Annotated in this window: 16 protein-coding genes; 4 read left to right on the top strand and 12 right to left on the bottom strand. The window is 62.8% G+C overall.

The features are described from left to right. The first annotated feature begins 88 nt into the window (after positions 1-88). Positions 89-580 carry a cytochrome b gene (locus tag XMD517_RS15565; protein WP_173488181.1) on the top strand — a complete coding sequence of 164 codons (492 nt, stop codon included), beginning with the start codon at positions 89-91 and terminating at the stop codon, positions 578-580. 73 nt (positions 581-653) lie between these two features. On the opposite strand, the gene XMD517_RS15560 is transcribed toward XMD517_RS15565, so the two are convergent. Genes XMD517_RS15560 through XMD517_RS15545 form a run of 4 tightly spaced genes read right to left on the bottom strand, consistent with a single transcriptional unit; the run spans position 654 to position 4,918 of the window. Further along, the gene (locus XMD517_RS15560) at positions 654-1,400 is read right to left on the bottom strand and encodes an aspartate/glutamate racemase family protein (RefSeq protein ID WP_173488182.1); all 747 of its coding nucleotides are present in this window, start codon (positions 1,398-1,400) and stop codon (positions 654-656) included. Next, on the bottom strand, positions 1,397-2,575 hold the full coding sequence (locus XMD517_RS15555; RefSeq protein ID WP_173488183.1) for a Xaa-Pro peptidase family protein: 1,179 nt from the start codon (positions 2,573-2,575) through the stop codon (positions 1,397-1,399). Before XMD517_RS15555 ends, XMD517_RS15560 begins: the two co-directional genes overlap by 4 nt. Then, entirely contained in the window at positions 2,568-3,761 is a 1,194-nt protein-coding gene (locus XMD517_RS15550; RefSeq protein WP_173488184.1) for a diaminopropionate ammonia-lyase, read from the bottom strand. The genes XMD517_RS15555 and XMD517_RS15550 overlap by 8 nt, the downstream gene beginning before the upstream one ends. An 11-nt stretch (positions 3,762-3,772) precedes the next feature. Next, complete coding sequence (locus XMD517_RS15545) at positions 3,773-4,918, bottom strand: amidohydrolase (protein WP_173488185.1); 1,146 nt, start codon at positions 4,916-4,918, stop codon at positions 3,773-3,775. 120 nt (positions 4,919-5,038) lie between these two features. Here XMD517_RS15545 and XMD517_RS15540 point away from each other — a divergent pair, with 120 nt between their 5' ends. Further along, positions 5,039-5,488, top strand: coding sequence for an Lrp/AsnC family transcriptional regulator (locus XMD517_RS15540; RefSeq protein ID WP_055191104.1), 450 nt, complete (start codon positions 5,039-5,041; stop codon positions 5,486-5,488). 151 nt (positions 5,489-5,639) lie between these two features. Here XMD517_RS15540 and XMD517_RS15535 read toward each other — a convergent pair whose 3' ends face one another. Genes XMD517_RS15535 through bioB form a run of 6 tightly spaced genes read right to left on the bottom strand, consistent with a single transcriptional unit; the run spans position 5,640 to position 11,166 of the window. Next, positions 5,640-6,413, bottom strand: coding sequence for a methyltransferase domain-containing protein (locus XMD517_RS15535; RefSeq protein ID WP_173488186.1), 774 nt, complete (start codon positions 6,411-6,413; stop codon positions 5,640-5,642). Then, the gene (locus XMD517_RS15530; RefSeq protein ID WP_173488187.1) at positions 6,410-7,027 is read right to left on the bottom strand and encodes a pimeloyl-ACP methyl esterase BioG family protein; all 618 of its coding nucleotides are present in this window, start codon (positions 7,025-7,027) and stop codon (positions 6,410-6,412) included. The genes XMD517_RS15535 and XMD517_RS15530 overlap by 4 nt, the downstream gene beginning before the upstream one ends. Then, positions 7,024-8,322 (bottom strand): adenosylmethionine--8-amino-7-oxononanoate transaminase, encoded by a 1,299-nt coding sequence (bioA, locus tag XMD517_RS15525; RefSeq protein WP_173488188.1) that lies wholly within the window; start codon positions 8,320-8,322, stop codon positions 7,024-7,026. Before bioA ends, XMD517_RS15530 begins: the two co-directional genes overlap by 4 nt. Then, positions 8,319-8,939: a dethiobiotin synthase gene (bioD, locus tag XMD517_RS15520; RefSeq protein WP_173488189.1), complete on the bottom strand. Its 621-nt coding sequence runs from the start codon at positions 8,937-8,939 to the stop codon at positions 8,319-8,321. The genes bioA and bioD overlap by 4 nt, the downstream gene beginning before the upstream one ends. Next, a complete protein-coding gene (locus tag XMD517_RS15515) occupies positions 8,936-10,117 on the bottom strand; it encodes an 8-amino-7-oxononanoate synthase (RefSeq protein WP_173488190.1) in 1,182 nt (393 codons plus the stop codon). Before XMD517_RS15515 ends, bioD begins: the two co-directional genes overlap by 4 nt. Then, entirely contained in the window at positions 10,114-11,166 is a 1,053-nt protein-coding gene (bioB, locus tag XMD517_RS15510) for a biotin synthase BioB (RefSeq protein WP_173507559.1), read from the bottom strand. Before bioB ends, XMD517_RS15515 begins: the two co-directional genes overlap by 4 nt. A gap of 175 nt (positions 11,167-11,341) precedes the next feature. Here bioB and XMD517_RS15505 point away from each other — a divergent pair, with 175 nt between their 5' ends. Beyond that, the gene (locus tag XMD517_RS15505) at positions 11,342-13,345 is read left to right on the top strand and encodes a hydantoinase/oxoprolinase N-terminal domain-containing protein (RefSeq protein WP_173488192.1); all 2,004 of its coding nucleotides are present in this window, start codon (positions 11,342-11,344) and stop codon (positions 13,343-13,345) included. Between the two features lie 115 nt (positions 13,346-13,460). Here XMD517_RS15505 and putA read toward each other — a convergent pair whose 3' ends face one another. After that, positions 13,461-16,934: a bifunctional proline dehydrogenase/L-glutamate gamma-semialdehyde dehydrogenase PutA gene (putA, locus tag XMD517_RS15500; protein ID WP_173488193.1), complete on the bottom strand. Its 3,474-nt coding sequence runs from the start codon at positions 16,932-16,934 to the stop codon at positions 13,461-13,463. A gap of 156 nt (positions 16,935-17,090) precedes the next feature. On the opposite strand from putA, the gene XMD517_RS15495 reads away from it, so the two are divergent. Beyond that, positions 17,091-17,552 carry an Lrp/AsnC family transcriptional regulator gene (locus tag XMD517_RS15495; RefSeq protein ID WP_055191012.1) on the top strand — a complete coding sequence of 154 codons (462 nt, stop codon included), beginning with the start codon at positions 17,091-17,093 and terminating at the stop codon, positions 17,550-17,552. 101 nt (positions 17,553-17,653) lie between these two features. On the opposite strand, the gene XMD517_RS15490 is transcribed toward XMD517_RS15495, so the two are convergent. Further along, the gene (locus XMD517_RS15490; RefSeq protein WP_173488194.1) at positions 17,654-20,443 is read right to left on the bottom strand and encodes a bifunctional aconitate hydratase 2/2-methylisocitrate dehydratase; all 2,790 of its coding nucleotides are present in this window, start codon (positions 20,441-20,443) and stop codon (positions 17,654-17,656) included. Between the last annotated feature and the right edge of the window lie 53 nt (positions 20,444-20,496).

The following is a 20,496-nucleotide window of genomic DNA, read 5'->3' as shown; positions in this document are numbered from 1 at the left end:
GGCAGGCCGCGACGGAAATCATGCGCCTGCCCGTTTCACACTCAGAAAGACCCGGATCCCCGGGGCCTGATAAAGACACGAGGACATCATGGCACAGCCGAAAGGTTATTCGCTCGCCCAGATCCGGCTGCATTGGATTGTGGTCGCCCTGATTGCGGCGCAGTATCTTCTGAAGGAACCGATCGAACAGGCTTGGGATACCTATCTCAAGGGGGGCGACGTGGTGTTCAATCCGCTTATTCTGGCACATGTCGTCGGTGGCGGGTTGGTGCTGCTGTTCGTGATCTGGCGCCTGTCGCTGCGCCTGACGCGAGGGGCGCCGAAACCGCCTGAACAGGAGCATGCCCTTCTGCAAACCGCCGCCCATCTGACCCATTGGACGCTTTATGTGCTGATGGTCCTGATGCCGGTCACTGGTGCGCTGGCCTGGTTCGGCAGTGTCGAGCAGGCGGCTTTTGCCCATGACGTGCTGAAAGCGCCGCTTCTGATCCTGTCGCTCCTTCACGTGGCGGCGGCGCTGTTTCACCAGTTTGTGCTGAAAACCAACCTGATTGCGCGGATGAAACAGGCCGAGATGTGACCCTGGACTGGTCTTGCAGTCTCGTGGGGTGAATTCTGGGATGGGGCGGCTCCGTGTGCGGGCTTGCCCCCGGTCAGAACTCTCGAAACAGGCGGCCCGCCCCGATCTGTTGATCCTGCACACCGGCCAGTCGCAGCATGTGCCAGGCCAGAGCCTGATTGCTGGAAAGCGCCGCCACCCCGGTGCGGGCCTCGATCTCATCCAGAATATCGAGGCAGCGCAGGTTGGTGCAGGAGATGATGATCGCGTCACAGGGTTGCGTTTGGGCAACCGTGACCGCCGCTTCAAGGATGGAGGCCTCGCTGATCCGGGCCACCACCGGGTCGCGCCCTTCTTCGAAAGAGCCGAACCCCGCGATCTCAAACCCCGCATCCTGCAATCTGCCGCGCATCCGGGCGGAGACATTGGCCACATAGGGTGTCAGAAATCCAAGCCGTCTTGCCCCGATTTTTCGCCCGGCGGCGATCAGGGCGGCAAGGGGATCCGTGACCAAAACACCGGGAAATACGGTCTGGATGGCTTTTGCCACCTGTTCCGACCCGATCACGGTGGCGGCAGAGGTGCAGCCATAGCCGATCACATCAAATGTCAGGGACGGGGGCAGAAGCCGGACCGAAGCGGGCAGGTCTGCTTCCATTTTCGCCAAGGTGTCCGGGGTGATCTCTGCCACCATCGGAATGCGGGTATGATAAAGCGCCACGCCGGGGCGGGGCACCAGCCGGGCAAATTCCGGCTCCAACGTCTCATCCGTTTCCAAGACAACGGTGCCAAGGGTGGCGTGGGTGCCAATACCCTCGTCGGTTTCAAATGGCAGTTTCATGAGATCACCGGCAATTCCGGGGCCGCGCGGTGAGAGATCAGCTCGGCCCCCTCCGCCCGCACCACGATATTTTCTTCATGCACCATGATACGACCGTCGCCATAACTCAGCGACGGTTCCAGCGTTAGCACCATGTTTTCTTCGATCACCGTCTGGTCCCACGCCACGTGAGAAGGCCATTCGGTCAGTTGCATTCCCAGCCCGTGACCCAACCGGCCGACATCGCCATCTGAGGCGCCGCTCTGATCCAGTTCGGAAATGACCCGTTGCATCGCATGGAACAGATCCGCGCAGGTGGCGCCGGGCCGGGCCGCCGAAATCCCGGCTTCGGTGGCCCGCCACAAAACATCATAGGCGCGGCGTGACGCATCATCCGCCTGACCAATTGCCCAGTTGCGGTCGAAATCGCAGAAATACCCGTCCCAGGTCATCCCGGTATCAAGCATCATGATGTCCCCTTTTTGCAGTGGGCGACGGGACGGGGGGGAAATCACGTCATGATAGCCCCCCTGATCGGCCCCACCGACCAGATAGGGCACATCATCCGCGCCCTGCAAAAGGGCTTCGCGGCGAAAGGCGCGGAACGTGTCCTCAAAGGCCTGCCCCTCATGGGCCAGCATGGGCACCTCGGCGAATGTGTGTGAACCGATGGCACAGATCCGGGTGAGCTTTTCAATCTCGCGTTCGGATTTCACCATGCGAAGCCCGCGCACAATCGCCGTGCAATCAGTGATCTGCAGACCAGGGAGCTGCGCCATCAGCCGTTCGTAATCGCCAAGCGGCATGCGCAGGGCGGTTTCGTGTCCCTTCATCACACCGATGGTTGCGCCCCGTGCGGCAAGGGGCGACAGCAGGTCGCTCAGCAGGCTGATCCCATCATCGTCCGGAGCAGGGGCGGCCCATGTGCGAATGTCCTCAATCCAGGTCTGACGCATCAGGGCGGCACCGATTTCGGGGATGATTGCAATCGGTTTGCCCTCAAGGGGCACAAACAGGAACCAGGGGCGGGTCGGGCTTTGCCAAAACAGCGTGTGAAACCCGCTGAAATAACGCAGCTCCGCTTCGCTCAGCAGCAACATCCCCGCCAGTCCCATTTCCGCCATGCGCGCCTGCGCGGCTGCGGTGCGGGCGGCAAATTCCTCTTCTGGAAAGCCGCGGGTCAATCCGTCAGACATTGTCCTGCCCGTCCATGATGGCTGCAAAAATATCCGGGTCGGTCACCCCTTCTGAGCCGATGAACAACACCCGCGAACGGGCGTCCAGCCCGAGCGTTTCGGACAGGGACGGATCCTGTCGGGCCGCAATCAGGGCGGCAAGCCCCGCCACGGCGCTTTCTCCGGCCTCGATGGCCACATCCCCAAACTCGGGCCGCGCCAGAAGACGCACGGTTGGCGCGACAATGCTGTCCGGAATGGTCAGGAAGTCGCTGGCCTCCTCGGCAAGGATATCCCATGCCATTTCCGAAGGTTCCCCACAGGACAGTCCGGCCATGATGGTTTCGTGCTGAATGGCAAAATTGGTGGCCTTGCCCGCCCTGGCGCTGTCAAACAGGCAGGCCGCCAGTTCGGGTTCGACGATCACCACATGCGGTGCGTCCTGCCCCCAATACTGCCGCAATCCGGCTGCGACCGAGGCGGCCAGTCCACCCACACCCCCTTGTAACACCACATGGGTTGGGGCCTGATCAAGGGCCTCACAGACCTCACGCGTCATCACGCCATACCCTGCCATCACATCGCGGGGTGGTTCGGTATACCCCTCCCACGAAGTGTCCGAGACCACGAACCAGCCGTTTCCTTCGGCCTCGGATTTGGCCAGCAGGACGCTTTCGTCGTAATCGCCCTTGATGCGGATCACCTCGGCGCCCAACGCGCGCATTGCCTCGGCGCGGCCTTCGCTGACTTCAGCGTGGATATAGATGCGACAGGGGGCGCCCACGGTCTGACACCCCCAGGCCAGTGATCGGCCGTGATTGCCATCAGTGGCAGAAACCAGCGTGATGTCTTTCACCTCGTCGGCATAGCGGCCCGTGCGGATATCGGCGGGGGTGATATCCTGTCCCAGGCGGGCGGACAGCTCACGCGCCAGCACCCGCAAGGCGGCGTAAGACCCGCCAAGCGCCTTGAAGCTGCCCAACCCGAACCGCGGCCCTTCGTGCTTGTAGTGGATTGCACCCACTCCTATTTCGCGCGCAAGCCCGGCAAGCGAGATCAGCGGGGTCGGAGCATAGCCCGGCCAGGCGGTGATCTCGGCCCAGCTTGCGGCAAAATCCTGCTCTGACAGAACGGAAAAAGCTGCTTTGGCGGGCTGCGGGTTGCCCTTGGTGTGGCAGAGGGATGCGGTGGAGAAGGCGCTGTGCATCAGATGTCCTTTCAGTCTGTGCGGGGTGGCAGGCGGTCGCGGACCAGCTGCACCCAGAACTCTGACCCAATGGGAAGCAGAGCGTCGTTGAAGTCGTAGTCGCTGGCGTGCAGCGGCTGGCCATGCGGCCCCTCGGTGCCATTGCCCAAAAGCAGGAAACATCCGGGCACGGCGGCGGAGAAATGGGCAAAATCTTCGGAAAAGCTCATCGGGGGGCGGTTGCGGAGCACGTTACAGCCGGCAGCCTCGCCCGCGCGGTAGACCGCCTGTGTCGGGGCTTCGGCGTTAATTGTTTCAATGAATTCAGTGTTGAACTGAATGTCCACCGTGACGCCATGTGTGGCGGCAACGCCCTGTGCGATCTGATGCATGAACCCCGCCACCGCCTCGCGGTCTTCGGGAAGGCGTGCGCGCACATCGCCTTTCAAAATGGCCCGTCCGGGCAGGACATTGCGCTGCCCGTCGGTCAGGAACTCGGTCACCGAGACCACGGCACCGGCGCCGGGGGCCAGTTTGCGCGACACGATGGTCTGCAAGGCAAGCACCAGTTCCGCCCCGACCGTGATGGCGTCCACGCCGGTATGGGGCATCGAGGCATGACCGCCCTGACCCCGGAGCGTGATTTCAAACAGGCTTTCGCTGGCGCAGATCTGACCGGTTCGGGACGAGATCTGACCCAAGGGCGCGCCGGGAAGATTGTGGATGGCATAGACCTCGTCAATCGGGTGACGGGTCAGCAGGCCATCGTCAATCATCGCTTTGGCACCCAGCCCGTGCTCCTCGTTCGGTTGGAAGAGGAACACCACCGTGCCGTCGAAATCCGGGGTCCGGGCCAACCGCTCAGCGGCCCCCAGCAGCATGGCGACATGGCCGTCATGGCCGCAGGCATGCATTTTCCCCGGCGTGGTCGAAACATGGTCATGATGCGCGGTTTCATGGATCGGCAGCGCGTCCATATCAGCGCGCAGCCCAATCGCCCGGTTGCCTTGCCCCGCGCGCAGAACGCCAACGATTCCAATGCCTTCCTCCACTTCGATCCCGAGGGCGCGGAGGTGGTCGGCAATCATCTGCCTGGTCCGGGTTTCCTCAAAACCCAGTTCGGGGTGCCGGTGAAGGTCGTGTCGCAAAGCGGTCAGGCGGCGATGGAAGTTGTCCATATGGGTCCTCGTGGCGTTATGTCTTCAGAATTCCGCAAAATCATTGAGGTATGGCGTATCAATTTTAGCAATACGCGATAAAATTCAGACCAAACTGGCAAAATTGTGATGGAAATCAGAATGGATGAGAAGGACCTGGCGATCCTGCGCCTTGTGCAGGGCAATGCGCGCATGACCGCAGAGGCGATTGGACAGGATGTCGGTCTGTCGCCACCCGCGGTGCAGAAGCGGCTTCAGAAACTGCGCGCCAGCGGTGTGATCGAAAAGGAAATCGCCGTGCTTTCGCCTGCAAAACTTGGCCGCGAAATGACCATTATTGTTGAGGTGATGATGGAGCGTGAGAACCGCGCCTCGCTGGATGCGTTCAAACGCAAGATGCGCCATGCCCCCGCTGTGCAGCAATGTTATTATACCACCGGCGAGGGGGATTTCGTGCTGATCCTCACGGTGAAGGATATCAAGGAATATGAGGCCTTCACCCAGGACTATTTCTTTGAGGAAAGCAATATCAACCGGTTCAAAACGGCGGTGGTGATGGATCGGGTCAAGACCTCGCTTGATGTGCTGTGACGGGCATGGGTCGGCGCGGGGCTGAAAATCCGGCCGGTGTGAAACTTTAAAGTTTCACACGGGTCAAAATGCCAAAGTTTAAAGTTTCTGACCGCCGCAGAGGCGAAGTTTAAAGTTTTTGCTTGCAGGTTCCGCCCCTGCGCCGCCCTCTTTACGCCGCCGGTTTCTGCGCAATCAGCCAGACCGGGTGATAGGTCAGCGAGACCTGCCCATCCTGCTCGAACCGGGCCCGATACCCGTCACAGAATTCGCGCAGACGCGCCCGGGTCCAGACCGCGCGCGCCGCTCCGTTCACACCGGTTGCCCGCAAATGACGCAACACCTCCTGCGGGGAGGTGAACCAAAGCCTGTGACAGCGCCCGCGTGCTTCATGGATCCTGAACCCTTCTAGGGGAGCAGCAAGTGTTTCGGGGCGGCACAGGCCCGGCGCGCCTGCCGCCGATCCCAATGCGGACAATTCGCAATATTGCCGTGGTCCGAACCCGGACAGCGCCAACCAGCCACCGGGGGCGAGCTGGTCCGCAGCCCGCGCCACCAGCGCCGCCGGATCCCGCATCCATTGCAGGGTGGAGGCCGAGGTGATCAGGGTGGGCCTGTCTGGCCAGGGGGTGCGGCGGATGTCTCCGGGGTGGAAGGCGGCCCCATGGGCGCGCGCCACATCGGCGGCCTCGGGCACGAGGTCATTCAGGGTCAGCTCTCCAAAGGTGAACCGCGCGCGGAGCGCCCCGGTCAGATGCCCGGTGCCGCAGCCAAATTCGAACCCGCGGGCAAAATGGGACGGTGCGCCATGGTGCTGCAACCGGCGGGCCAGCAGCGTTGCAATCGCGGCCAGCAGGCGGGCATTGGCGTGATAGGTCTGGAAATTGCGGGCAAAGCTGCGCCCGACGCGGGTGGCGGCGGCTGAGGGGGAGGGGAGGGCATTCATGACAGCCACTCCTGCCAGGTCTGGCCGGGGGCAAAGGGCATATGTGGGGCGTTGACCTCACGGATCTGACCCGGCTGTGCGGCCCAGGCGCGGCGTTGGGCGGTGCTGGGGATGATCCGGTCCTGGGCCGAGATCCAGATCCGGTTGAAATGCCTTGGTCTGGCATTGCCCCGTGCAAGGATCGTGAAGAGCTCGTCCTGCCGGGTCGGGATGTCGATCTGTGGTGGGGTGGTCATCCCGGCGCGGCGGCAGAACCGGGCAAAGCTCGTTTCGCTCAAACCCTCGGCCGTGGCGCGGACCACCTCTGGTCGGATGCCCATTTGCGGATCGGCGGGGCAGGGGGTGCCGTTCACGGCAACAAGGTGATCCGGGGCAAAGCCGGTCTGATCAAGCCAGTGCAGCGCCGAAGCGACGCCAAAGGAATAGGCCAGAACAGTGACGGTTTCATAGGGCGCGCGGTCGGGTGGGGGCAGGTCAAGGTGCCGGTAATCGTCGACAAACAGCAGGTCCTGATCCCCGGCGAGCTGCACAAATGGTTCGGGTCCAAGCGCCCATCCGCCAAAGAGGATAACAAGCGCGGGGGCGCCGGTTCGGGTCAGCCAGCGGGCGTTCATCCGTGCCCCCTTGCAAGCTCGACCATGGCGGCGGTCACGCGCGACAGCTCGTCGGGGGTGATGATGAAGGGCGGCATGGTGTAGATGTTATGGGCAAAGGGCCGCAGCCAGACCCCGGTGCGGGGGGCGGCCGCATGGGCCACGCGCGGGTCAACCGGACTGTGCATTTCGATCACGCCAATTGCCCCCAGAACCCGCACGTCCCGCACACCGGGCAGGCTGCGGGCGGGGGCGAGTTCCGCTTTCATCTGTGTCTCTATTGCAGCGGTTTGTGCCTTCCATGCGCCGGTTTCGATCAGCGACAGGCTGGCCACCCCGGCTGCACAGGCAAGGGGGTTGCCCATATAGGTCGGCCCATGCATGAACACGCCTGCCTCTGACCGGCCGATGCCATAGGCGATGTCCTGTGTGGTCACGGTGGCGGCAAAAGAGATATGCCCGCCGGTCAGGGCTTTTCCGAGGCACAGGATGTCCGGCGTTGTGTCGGCCATTTCGGCGGCAAACAGCGCGCCGGTGCGGCCAAAGCCGGTGGCAATCTCATCAAAAATCAGCAGCACGTCATGGGCGGCGCAGAGGGCTTTTGCCTCTTTCAGGTAGAGCGGGTGGTAAAAATACATTCCGCCAGCACCCTGCACCACCGGTTCGACGATCAGGGCGGCGATGCGGTCGCCCTTGTCGATCAGCAGTTTTGACAGGGCTGCGAGGCCGTTTGTCAACGGGTCGTCGCTCCAGTCCTGATCAATGGTCACGGCGGGGCGGGGCAGGAAATGCTGGATCTGCAGCGCGCCGCGAAAGAGGCCGTGCATCCCGTTCACCGGATCGCAGACGCTCATCGCCTTCCATGTATCCCCATGATAGCCGCCGCGGATGGTGGCAAATTCCACCTTGTCCCTGTGGCCGGTGGCGATCTGGTATTGCACTGCCATTTTCATCGCCACTTCCACCGCCACGGACCCGCTGTCGCAATAGAAGATCCGGTCGAGCCCGTCCGGTAAGAGCCCCACCAGCTTGCGGCCCAGTTCAATCGCCGGGTCATGGGTGAGGCCGCCGAACATGACATGTGGCAGCGTGTCGATCTGCGCTTTCATCGCGCCGGTGATCCGGGGGTGGCGGTGGCCGTGAATGGTGCACCACCACGAGGACATGGCGTCGATCATCTGCCCGCCATCGTCCCGGGTCAGCCAGATGCCCTCCGCCCCGGTGATCAGATGCATCGGGCCGGGATCGGCCACGTTGGTATAGGGGTGCCACAGATGGGTGGCGTCAAAGGCGCGGGGGGAAAGCGTGTCTTTCATAGCGCGCTCCGGATGGTGGGCATGTCGATCGCGGCAAAGCCCCTGCGCAATGTGCCCGGCGTGATCTCGTCCAGGGGGGCGAGGCGGCCAAGATGGGCGACGGCGTTCATCTCGGAAATGGTCTGTTCGACCTTGGGGTCCGGTGGGCCGTTGAAAATCACGCCAACCACGTGGCACCCCGCCCCGCGCAGGGCGCGCAGCGACAGGGTGGTGTGGTTGATCGTGCCCAGCTGGGTGCGTGCAACCAGCACAATCGGCGCCTGCCAGCGGGCAAACAGGTCGAGGTAGAAATGCCGGCGTGTCAGCGGCACCATCACGCCGCCCGCGCCTTCCACCACCAATGGCCCGTCCAGCTTGGGCAGGGCCAGCTTTCCAAGGTCGATCTTGACCCCGGCCGCTTCGGCGGACAGGTGCGGCGAGGCCGGAAGCGGCAGGCGATAGGTTTCCGGCAGCGGGGTGACGCCGGTCAGCCGGGCCACCAGCGCGCTGTCGGTTTCATCCTCCAGCCCGGATTGCACCGGCTTCCAATAGGCCGCGCCAAGGGCTGCGGTCAGCCCGGCTGCGACAATGGATTTCCCGACCCCGGTATCGGTGCCGGTCACGACAAGCGGTTTCATGCAACAGGCTCCATTGAGGGGTCGGGATGTGCCTTGGGGCAGGTGGCGGCGATGGCCTCGATCAGCTGCGTGATCTGGCGATTGGTCACATTCCCGGTGATTGAGACGCGTAGCCGTGCGGTGCCACGCGGCACGGTGGGCGGACGGATGGCGCGAATGTCGAACCCCAGATCCTGCAGATCCTGCGCCGCCCGCATCGCGGCCTGATCGGTCCCCAGCACCACCGGGATGATCTGGCTTGAGAGGTCAGGCAGGGTCAACACTCGTGCGGCTTCGTCATGGGCATGACGGATCCGGGCCTGCGCAGCCAGCACGCGGGTGGGGTGCTCGGCCAATCCGGCCAGCACCGCCCGCACAAGGGCCGCGTCGAAAGGCGACGGGGCGGTGGCAAAGATGAAGGGGCGCGCGCGGTTGATCAGCGTGTCGATCATGATGCGCGCGCCGCAGATCAGCCCGCCGGAAACGCCCAGCCCCTTGCCGCAGGTATGCAGCGTGAGCAGGTGATCGCCAAGATGCCCGGCCGCCTCATGGGCAAGCCCTTCGCCGCGCGCGCCGAACACCCCGGTGGCATGGGCCTCATCCACGACGAGAACCGCGTTTTCCTCAGCGGCGAACCGGGCCAGCTCCCTCAGCGGGGCCATGTCCCCTTCCATCGAATAGACGCTTTCAACCGCAATCCAGACCTGCGCACGATCCCGCTCCGCCCCACCTTCGGCCCGCCAGCGGGCCAGCGTGCTGCGGGCGGAAGACAGGTCATTATGGGCAAATGCGCGCGCCTCGGCCCGGCCCAGCCGTATCCCTTCATGGGCCGAGGCGTGGATCAGCGCGTCATGCAAGATCAGGTCGCCCGCCGCGGGAAGGGTGGAGAAAATCGCCTGATTGGCCTGAAACCCCCCGCCCATGAAAAGCGCGGCCTCGGCGCCGAAAAACAGCGCTGCCTCCTCCTCAAGCGCCTGATGCTCTGCGTGGTTGCCCCGCAAGAGCCGGGATCCGCCCGACCCAAGAGGCACATTGCGCGACAGCGCATCCCGTGCCGCCGCCTGCAAAAGCTCCGACCCGGCCAGACCAAGATAGTCATTCGAGGCAAAATCCAGCCCCGCGCGCGGGATCAGCGCCCGCCTGCGATGGCGCGCGGACAGGGCGTCAAGCGCGCCGGACAGGCGGGCGGTGACGCTCATTCAGCGGCCTCAATCGGGGCGGTGCTGGCTCCAAAAGGGCGCAGGTTGGGGATCGGGGGCTGCGCATCGGCTGTCTTCTTGTCGCAATCCATATGGTCGGCTGCGACCATCGGTTTCAGGCCAAGCTTGGCAAACAGCGCCATGTCCTTGTCGTCTTCGGGATTGTCCGCGGTCAACAGCGTGTCGCCACAGAAGATCGAGTTGGCGCCGGCGAAGAAACACATTGCCTGCATTTCATCCGTCATGTCGCTGCGGTCCGCCGACAGGCGCACATGTGAGCGCGGCATCATGATGCGGGCGGTGGCGATGACGCGGACAAAGGCGATCGGGTCGATGGGTTTCAAATCCGCGAGCGGGGTGTTTTCCTGTGGCATCAGCATATTGATCGGCACGCTGTCGGGGGCCTCTTCGAGATTGGCCAGTGTCACCAGCATATCCACCCGGTCCTGACCTTCCTCGCCCATGCCCAGGATGCCGCCAGAGCAGACCTTGATCCCGGCTTCGCGCACCCGATTGAGCGTGTCGATCCGGTCGGCATAGGTGCGGGTGGTGATCACCTCGGGGTAAAACCGTTCCGAGGTGTCGACATTGTGGTTGTAGTAATCCAGGCCTGCATTTTTCAGGCGAATGACCTGCGTGTCGTCGAGCATCCCCAGCGTCATGCAGCTTTCCATGCCCATGGCCTTGACGCCTTCGACCATGGCGATGAGCTGATCCATGTCGCGTTCTTTGGGTTCGCGCCAGGCCGCCCCCATGCAATAGCGCGTGGCCCCGGCCTCTTTGGCCTTGCGGGCTTCGGACAGGACGCGCTCGACCTCGATCAGTTTGGAGGCGGTGAGTTTTGAGCCGTTGCGGGCGGATTGTGAGCAATAGGAGCAATCTTCGGCGCAGCCGCCGGTCTTGATCGACAGCAGGCGCGACATCTGCACCTTGTTGGGGTCGAAATTGGCCCGATGCACGGTCTGGGCCTGAAACAGCAGGTCCATCAGCGGTTGGTCATGCAGGGCGAGCGCCTCTTCCCGGGTCCAGATTTTCTTGCCGTTTTCCATTTTATAGATAAAACCCTATTAGGTGACATTTGGTCGGGGATATTATCTATAGTTTTTGAAAAGGCAAGCGGTGCTTTGTGCCGGGACATATGAAAAACGACCTCGGCGGTCGGAAATCACCTGACAGGGGGGTGGGCGGGGCGCTATGTGAATGGGGCGAAACAGGAGAAGATACATGGCATTGGCATTGGGCGTGGATACCGGCGGCACCTATACGGATGCGGTTCTGATCGAAGATGAAAAAACGGTGATTGCCGCCGCCAAATCCCTGACCACGCGCCATGATCTGGCTGAGGGAATCGGTCTGGCGGCGCAGGCGGTGTTTGCGCAGGCGGGGGTGTCGCCCAAAGATGTGACACTTGCGTCGCTCTCGACCACGCTGGCCACCAATGCCCTGATCGAAGGGCAGGGCGAGCGGGTGGGCCTTGTTCTGATCGGCTTTGACGAAAAGGATATGGCGCGCAACGGGCTTTCGGACGCGATTGGGGATGATCCTTGTGTGCTGATCGCGGGCGGCCATGATTATGCCGGCAATGAGGCGGCCCCGTTGGATGAGGCGGCGCTGGTGGCGTGGCTGGAGGCGCATGGCGATGAGGTGTCCGCCTTTGCCATCGGCGCGCAATTTGCCACCCGCAATACCGGGCATGAGCGGCGGGTGGCGGAGATCATTCAAGACCGTCTGGGCAAACCGGTCAGCTGCTCGCACCACCTGTCGGCCAAGCTGGGCGGGCCGAAACGCGCCCTGACCGCGGTGTTGAATGCGCGGCTGATCGGCATGATCAACCGGCTGATCACGCGGGCGCAGGCCCGGCTGGCTGAGCTGGGCGTGGATGCGCCGCTGATGGTCGTGCGCGGGGATGGCGCGCTGATTTCGGCTGAATTTGCGCTGGAGCGCCCGATTGAAACCATCCTGTCCGGTCCAGCGGCGAGCATTGTTGGTGCGCGTTGGATGACCGGTGTGGCCGAGGCGCTGGTCAGCGATATTGGCGGCACCACCACCGATGTGGCGCTGCTGCGCGATGGGCGCCCGGCGATTGACCCCGATGGCGCCCGGGTTGGCCCCTATCGCACCATGGTCGAAGCGGTTGCGATGCGCACCACCGGGCTGGGCGGAGATAGCGAGGCGCATCTGGTGCAAAGCGGTCTTGAGGGCCAGATCACCCTTGGTCCGCGCCGCGTCCTGCCGGTGTCCTTGATTGCCACAGAGGCCCCTGATCTGGTGCATAAGCTATTGGATACGCAGCTGAAAAGCACCTATCTGGGCGAGCATTTTGCCCGTTTCGTGCGCCCTGTGAAAGGGGCGCTGCGCACCGGGCTGAGTGCGCGGGAAACCGGGCTTCTGGACCGGATCGGAGAGGAGATTCACCCGCTGGGGGAGGTGCTCTCCTCCCGGTTGGAATATATGGCGCTGCGCCGCCTGATCGAGCGCGGGTTGGTGCAGATTTCGGGCATTACCCCCTCGGATGCGAGCCATGTTCTGGGGCTGAATGCGGCCTGGGACCGGGGGGCGGCGGAAAAGGCGCTGGTGCTGTTTGGTCGCCAGCGCACCGGGGCGGGCAAGGTGCTGGCACAATCCGCCGAAGAGGTGGCGCGGATGATCATTGATCAGCTGACACACCAGACCGGGATTGCGCTTCTGGAAAGCGCCTTTGCGCAGGAAGAGGAGGGGTTTGACCTGTCGCCAGAAGAGCTGGCCCGTCATGTGCTGACCCAGCGCGGGCTGGGGGCGCATCGCGGGCTTGTGCGCCTCGACGCCGGGCTGAACCTTCCCGTTGTGGGGCTGGGGGCGTCGGCCCCGACCTATTACCCCGCCGTGGGCGCGCGGCTGGGCTGCGAGATGAAGCTGCCGCGCCATGCCCATGTGGCCAATGCGATTGGCGCGGTGGTGGGGCGGATCACCATTCGCCATAGCGCGAGCGTGACAAGCCCCGCCGAAGGCAAGTTCCGGGCGCATTTGGAGCAGGGACCCGAGGATTTCCTGTCGGCTGACGCGGCCATGGCCCGGGTGGAAGAGGTGTTGTTGCTGCAAGCGCAGGCAGAAGCGGATGCGGCGGGGGCCGAAGGGGTCCACACGCAGGCACATCGCAATATCCGCACCGCTACAATTGATGGGCGTGAGGTGTTTCTGGATGCGGATGTAACCGCCGAGGCTTCGGGGCGCCCCCGGATCGCGGTTTGAAGGGAGGGGCGCTGCCCCTCGACCCTTCGGGTCTCACCCCGAGGTATTTTCAGCAAGAAAAAGAGGGCCGGGAGCCGCATAGGGCGGGCTCCCGGTTTTTCATGTGGTGGACCGTTTAGCTCGCTTGCGCGAGCAGTGAGGCATTGCCGCCGGCTGCGGTGGTGTCGACGCAGATGTGCCGCTCCATCAGGCAGCGCGGGCCGAAATCCTCGTCCGTGATCAGGGCCACCAGCGCGCCGCTGCGGGCGGCGAGTGCACGGCGCATGTCGCGCAGGGGGGCGTCTTCTGCCCAGGACACCACGCCGTCGATGCCGGTCAGGGCGGAGAGGTGTGCCGGATCCAGCACGCCGTCCACCATGTGCTCGCCCGAGGCACCGGGGGCAATGATCACACTGGTGCAGCCATGGGCCCGGGCAATTTCGGCCTGTTCTTTTGCGGCGGCCAATGTGGGGCCGGTGCAGAGCAGCAGCCCGCGACCATAGACGGACAGCATGTTGCTTTCGCCGGTTGGGCCGGGCAGGGCGTCGCAGGTCAGGGGCCGCCGGGCGGGGCGGGGGGCTGCGTCAATTGCGGCCTGCAGGCGGGCGAGTTCCACGGCTGATCCTGCCTCGGCGGCGAGGGTGCGGCTGCCGGGTTGGGTGAAGCGGGGTACGTAGTTCGGGCCGCCGGCCTTTGGGCCGGTGCCGGAAAGGCCCTCGCCCCCGAAGGGTTGTGATCCCACGATGGCGCCGATCTGGTTGCGGTTGATATACATATTGCCGACATTCAGCTGCGAGGTCACCTGTTCGACCCGATCGTCGATGCGTGTGTGCATCCCGAAGGTCAGCCCGAACCCGGTGGCGTTGATGGCGGCCACCACGTCGTCGAGTTCGTGGGCTTTGAAGGTGGCCACATGCATGACCGGACCGAACACCTCTTTTTCCAGATCGGCAATGCCGGAGACGGACAGAACCGTGGGGGCGATGAAGGTGCCGCCTTGCGGAATGTCGAGTTCTTTCAGCAGGCGCCCGTCGCGTCGCGCGGCTTCGATATAGTCCTGGATCTCGCGCCGGGCCCCTTCGTTGATGACCGGGCCGGTGTCGGTGGACAGGTTCCAGGGGTTGCCGACCACCAGTTCGTCCATTGCGCCATACAGCATTTTAAGGAACGGGGCGGCCACATCTTCCTGCACGTAAAGCATCCGCAGGGCCGAGCATCGCTGGCCAGCGGATTGGAAGCTTGAGGCCACGATATCCTTGATGGCCTGTTCGGGCAGGGCGGTGCTGTCGACGATCATCGCGTTCAGCCCGCCGGTTTCGGCGATCAGCGGGGCGCCGGGGGCGACGCCTTCGGCCATGGCGCGGTTGATGGTCTGGGCGGTGGCGGTGGAGCCGGTAAAGCAGACGCCTTTGATGCGCGGATCCGAGGTGATGCGCGCGCCGACAACCGATCCGCGACCGGGCAGGAGCTGCAGGGCGGAGACCGGCACGCCGGCCTCATGCATCAGTTGCACGGCGCGGGTGGCAATGATGGCCGTGGGTTCGGCCGGTTTCGCCAGCACGCCATTGCCAGCTGCCAGCGCGGCGGCAATCTGGCCCGAGAAGATCGCCAGCGGGAAGTTCCACGGCGAGATGCAGGCCATCACCCCGCGGGCGGGCAGTTTCTGTTCCAGACCCCGTGCTGCGTAATAGCGCAGGAAATCGACCGCTTCGCGCAGTTCGGCAATGGCATCCATCGGCGTTTTCCCGGCTTCGCGGGTGAGGATGGCAAAGATTTCGCCGAAATTTTCTTCGTAAAGGTCGGCGGCACGGTTCAGCACCTCGGCGCGGGTGGCGGCATCCGCATCCCACGGCGCGGCGGCGTTCAGCGCGGTTTCCACATCTTTGGCGGAGACCTGAACGACCTCGCCCAGAACGTCCGAAGGACTGGCGGGGTTGATCACCTTATGGGCGCTGTCCCCTTCCACTTCGCCTGCGATCAGCGGGCCCACGGTCCAGGTTCTGGTTTTGAACGGGGTGCGGGCGGCCACAATATCGGCCAGGTCGTCTTCGTCATGCAGATCCCAGCCTTTCGAATTCACCCGTTCCGGGCCGAACAGGTTTGCCGGCGTTTTCACCGCCGCGTTCTGCCCCCCGGCGCCATAGGCCTCAAACGGGTCGGCGGCGACGGTTTCGGCGGGCACGTCTTCGTCGACGATCTGGTTCACGAAAGAGGAGTTGGCGCCGTTTTCAAGCAGGCGGCGCACCAGATAGGCCAAGAGATCACGATGGGCGCCAACCGGGGCGTAGATGCGGCAGCGGGTGCCGTTTTGTTGCAGGACGATGTCGTGCAGGCTTTCGCCCATTCCGTGCAGGCGCTGGAATTCAAACGACCTGTTGTCGCCAGCCATCTGCAGGATCGCCGCCACGGTATGGGCGTTGTGGGTGGCAAATTGCGGGTAGATCCGGTTGGTCATTCCCAGCAGCTTGCGGGCGTTGCAGATATAAGAGATGTCGGTGGCAAGTTTGCGGGTATAGACCGGGAAGCCCTTCAGCCCTTCGACCTGCGCGCGTTTTACCTCGGTGTCCCAATAGGCCCCTTTTACCAAGCGCACCATGATCTTGCGATCCAGCTCTTCGGCCAGTGTATAAAGCCAGTCGATCACCTGGGCTGCGCGTTTGCCATAGGCCTGAACCACCACGCCAAACCCGTCCCAACCGGCCAGCGACGGGTCGCGCAGCACGGTTTCGATCACATCCATCGACAGTTCCAGCCGGTCGGCCTCTTCCGCGTCGATATTGAACCCCATCCCGGCGGCCTTGGCCTGCTGGGCCAGTTTCAGCGTCACCGGCACCAGTTCGCTCATCACCCGGTCGCGCTGTCCCACTTCGTAACGCGGGTGCAGGGCGGAGAGTTTGATCGAGATGCCCGGATTTTCACGAATGTCACCGGAGCGGCATTCCGCGGCCAGATTGGCAATCGCATCGGAATAAGCGGTGAGGAAGTCCTTGGCGTCTTCGGCGGTCAGCGCCGCTTCGCCCAGCATGTCATAGGAATAGGTGTAGCCTTCCTTTTCCTTCTTCTTGCCTCGCTTCACGGCCTCTTTGATGGTTTCGCCCAGCACGAACTGTGCGCCCATCTCTTTCATCGCGCGGCCAACAGCCGCCCGGATCACCGGTTCACCCAGCCGTTTCACCGCGCCCTTGAGCGTGGCAATCACCCCCTCGCCTTCTTTCAGAACCTTGCCGGTCAGCATCAGGGCCCAGGTCGAGGCATTGACCAGTGAGGAGGAGGATTGGCCAAGGTGCTGGCCCCAGGCGGATGGCGCGATCTTGTCTTCGATCAGCGCGTCGATCGTGTCTGCATCGGGCACACGCAGCAGCGCCTCGGCCAGGCACATCAGGGCGACGCCTTCGCTGGTCGACAGGCCATATTCGGCCAGGAACACTTCCATCAACCCCGGATCGCTGTGACCGCGAATGTCCTCGACCAGCCGGGTGGCGGCATTGCGGGCCATGGCGCGCTCGGCGGCGCTGAATGGGTGGGCGGCGGTCAGGTCGGCCAGCACGGCACGCTCATCGCGCAGGTGATTTGCGCGCAGGGTGGAGCGGATATGGGTCAGCTTGGTCATTGCGGTCCTCGTGAGAGTGGGCCGTGTCAAAGGTCGGCGGGGTTTCAAGGTTGGATAAGTGTAGCGTAGAACGGAAAGGCAGAATGCCTAAAGTGATTGAGTTTGTGGCCCAAGAGACCTATTTTAATGCTCTGAATGGGTCAAAGGATATGAAGAATGGCGGAAAATGGGAATCTCGACCGATATGATCGGGAAATATTGAAGATTCTGTCGGGGGAGGGGCGCCTGCCGGTGACCGAGCTTGCAAACCGGGTGGGCCTGTCCAAGACACCCTGCCAGCTGCGCATGAAGCGCCTGATGGCGGAGGGGTATATCCACGGCTTCAAGGCGATGCTGGATCCGGAGAAGCTTGGGCTCGATCAGGTCGTGTTTGTCGAGGTGGAGTTGACCGATACGACCGAAGCGGCGCTGAGCGCGTTCAATGCGGCGGTGCAGGCGGCGCCCGAGATTGAACAGTGCCACATGATTGCCGGGGCGTTTGATTATCTGCTGAAGCTGCGCACGCGCGACATGCAATCCTATCGCACCATTCTGGGAGAGGTGATTTCCGGCCTGCCTTTTGTGGCCAGCACCTCAACCCATGTGTCGATGCAGTCGGTCAAGGACGAGGCCTTCTGACCCAAATGGGGTATCTGAAATGAAACAGGTAAAATGAAACAGGGGGACGCGCGCGCCCCCCTGCCGTGTTCTGTTGTCCCGTCGGGATAGTGAGCGGGATCTTAGAAATGGACCGATTTCGCGGTGCTGGGCACTTCTTGCGGCGGGGCGAATTTGGTCAGGTCGATGCCCTCCACGGCGGCCTTGTATTCCTCAAGGGTCGGGGTGCGGCCAAGAATGGCGGACAGGACCACAACCGGGGTCGAGGCGAGCAGGCTTTCGCCTTTCTTCTCGGGCAGGTCGGCCACGACGCGGCCCTGGAACAGGCGGGTTGAGGTGGCCAGCACCGTATCGCCTTTTTCGGCCTTTTCCTGGTTGCCCATGCAGAGGCTGCAGCCCGGACGTTCGAGATAGAGAATGTTCTCATACTCGGTCCGTGCCTGGGTTTTCGGGAACAGGTCGTCAAACTCGAAGCCCGAATATTTCTGCAAGATCTCCCAGTCGCCTTCTTCCTTCAGCTCATCAATGATGTTGTAGGTCGGGGCCGCCACCACAAGCGGGGCCTTGAAGGTGACGGAACCATGGATCTTTTCGAGGTTCTTCAGCATCTGCGCCACGATCTTGATGTCGCCCTTATGCACCATGCACGAGCCGACAAAGCCCAGATCCACGGTCTTTTCAGCCTTGTAGTAGCTGATCGGGCGGATCGTGTCGTGGGTGTAACGCTTGGACACGTCGTCGTTGTTCACATCCGGGTCGGCGATCATCGGTTCAACGATCTGGTCCAGATCCACCACAACTTCGGCAAAGTATTTTGCGTTGTCATCCGGGGTCAGCGCCGGGTTCGCACCCGATTTGATGTCCGCGATCCGGGCGTCAGCCTTGTTGATCAGGCCCTGCAGGGTCTGGGCAGCGTTGTCCATACCCTTGTCGATCATGATCTGGATGCGCGACTTGGCCAGTTCCAGCGAACCGATCAGCGTCTCGTCATTCGAGATACAGATCGAGGCTTTCGCCTTCATCTCGGCGGTCCAGTCGGTGAAGGTGAAGGCCTGGTCAGCCAGCAATGTGCCGATATGCACCTCGATGATGCGGCCCTGGAACACGTTGTCGCCATGTTGCTGCAGCATCTGCGCCTGGGTGGCGTGCACCACGTCGCGGAAATCCATGTGATCGGCCATCTGGCCTTTGAAGGTCACTTTGACCGATTCCGGGATCGGCATGGCGGCTTCGCCGGTTGCCAGCGCGAGCGCCACGGTGCCGCTATCTGCACCAAAGGCCACGCCTTTGGACATGCGGGTGTGGCTGTCGCCGCCGATGATCACGTCCCAGTCGTCCACGGTGATGTCATTCAGCACCTTGTGGATCACGTCGGTCATCGAATGGTAAACACCCTTCGGGTCACGCGCGGTGATCAGGCCGAAATCATTCATGAACTGCATCAGTTTCGGAATGTTGGCCTGTGCCTTCTTGTCCCACACAGACGCGGTGTGGCAGCCCGACTGATAGCCCACGTCAACCGACGGGGAAATCACGGTCGCGGCCATCGCTTCCAGTTCCTGAGCGGTCATCGGGCCGGTGGTGTCCTGCGACCCTACCACGTTCACCTTCACGCGCACATCCGAACCGGCATAGAGGGTCTTGCCGGGGGTGGTGCCGCGGGCGTTGCGGTTGAAGATCTTCTCAACCGCGGTCAGGCCCTGACCTTCGATCGAAATCTCTTTCGACGGGGCGTAAGCCGATTTCAGCTCCTGTCCCAGGGCTTCGGCTGCAAATGTCTGCAGTTTCTTGCCGAAGACCACGGCGTAAGAGCCGCCCGCCTTCATGAACTCAAGTTTCTGCGGGGTGAAGGAGGCGGACACGTCGGCCAGCTCGGTGCCGTCCGCATCATAGAGTTTCTTGGTTTTGCTGTTGATGGTCAGCACCTTGCCGGTTTCCACCGAATAGGCCTGTTCCAGAACGGGTTCGCCGTTTTCATCCAGAACCGTGTTGCCATCAGCATCGGTCTTCTTGACCCAGTTTTTCAGGTCAATGCCGATCCCGCCGGTCACGCCAACAGTGGTCAGGAAAATCGGCGAGATGCCATTGGTGCCGGCCACAACCGGGGCGATGTTGATGAAGGGCACATAGGGGCTGGCCTGTTTGCCCATCCACAGCGCCACGTTGTTGATCCCGGACATGCGCGAGGACCCCACGCCCATCGTGCCTTTTTCCGAAATCATCATCACGCGTGCATCGGGATGCGCCTCTTGCAGGGCGCGGATCTCGGCCTGTGCTTCGGGGGTGCTGAAACATTGGCCGTGCAGCTCGCGGTCGGCGCGCGAATGCGCTTCGGCGCCCGGCGACATCAGGTCGGTCGAGATATCGCCCACACCGGCGATATAGGTGACCACTTTAATCTCTTCTTCCACCTCGGGCAGCTTGGTGAAGAACTCAGCCTTGGCATAGCTTTCCAGAATATCCTTGGCCACGGCATTGCCGGCCTTGTAAGCGTCTTCCAGACGGTCGGTGTCAGCTTCATAGAGGAACACCTGAGTCTTCAGCACGTCCGCAGCCTGCGAAGCGATTGCGGCGTCATCACCCAGAGCCAGATCCAGAAGCACCTTGACCGAGGGTCCGCCCTTCATGTGCGACAGCAGTTCAAAGGCGAAATCCGGAGTGATTTCGGCCACGGTGGCCGTGCCCAGAATGATCTCTTTCAGAAAGGCCGCTTTCACACCAGCGGCAGAGGTGGTGCCGGGCAGGGTGTTGTAAATGAAGAACTTGAGGCTGTCTTCGCGGTGTTCGTTGCCGGTGTCCTTGATCTGTTCGATCAGCTCGGCAACCAGGTCACCACCGTCAATCGGCTTGGGGTTCAGGCCTTGGGCCTTACGGGTTTCGATCTCGGTCAGATAGTCGGTATACAAGCTCATGACGATCCCTACGCGTTAGAGTTTGGTTTCAGCTTTCGACGCCGGGGCAGAGC

Source organism: Aliiroseovarius sp. xm-d-517, assembly GCF_013283135.1.
GTDB classification, from domain to species: Bacteria; Pseudomonadota; Alphaproteobacteria; order Rhodobacterales; family Rhodobacteraceae; genus Aliiroseovarius; species Aliiroseovarius crassostreae.
Note: the sequence above shows the minus strand (reverse complement) of the source record. Positions and strands in the feature narration are given on the sequence as shown.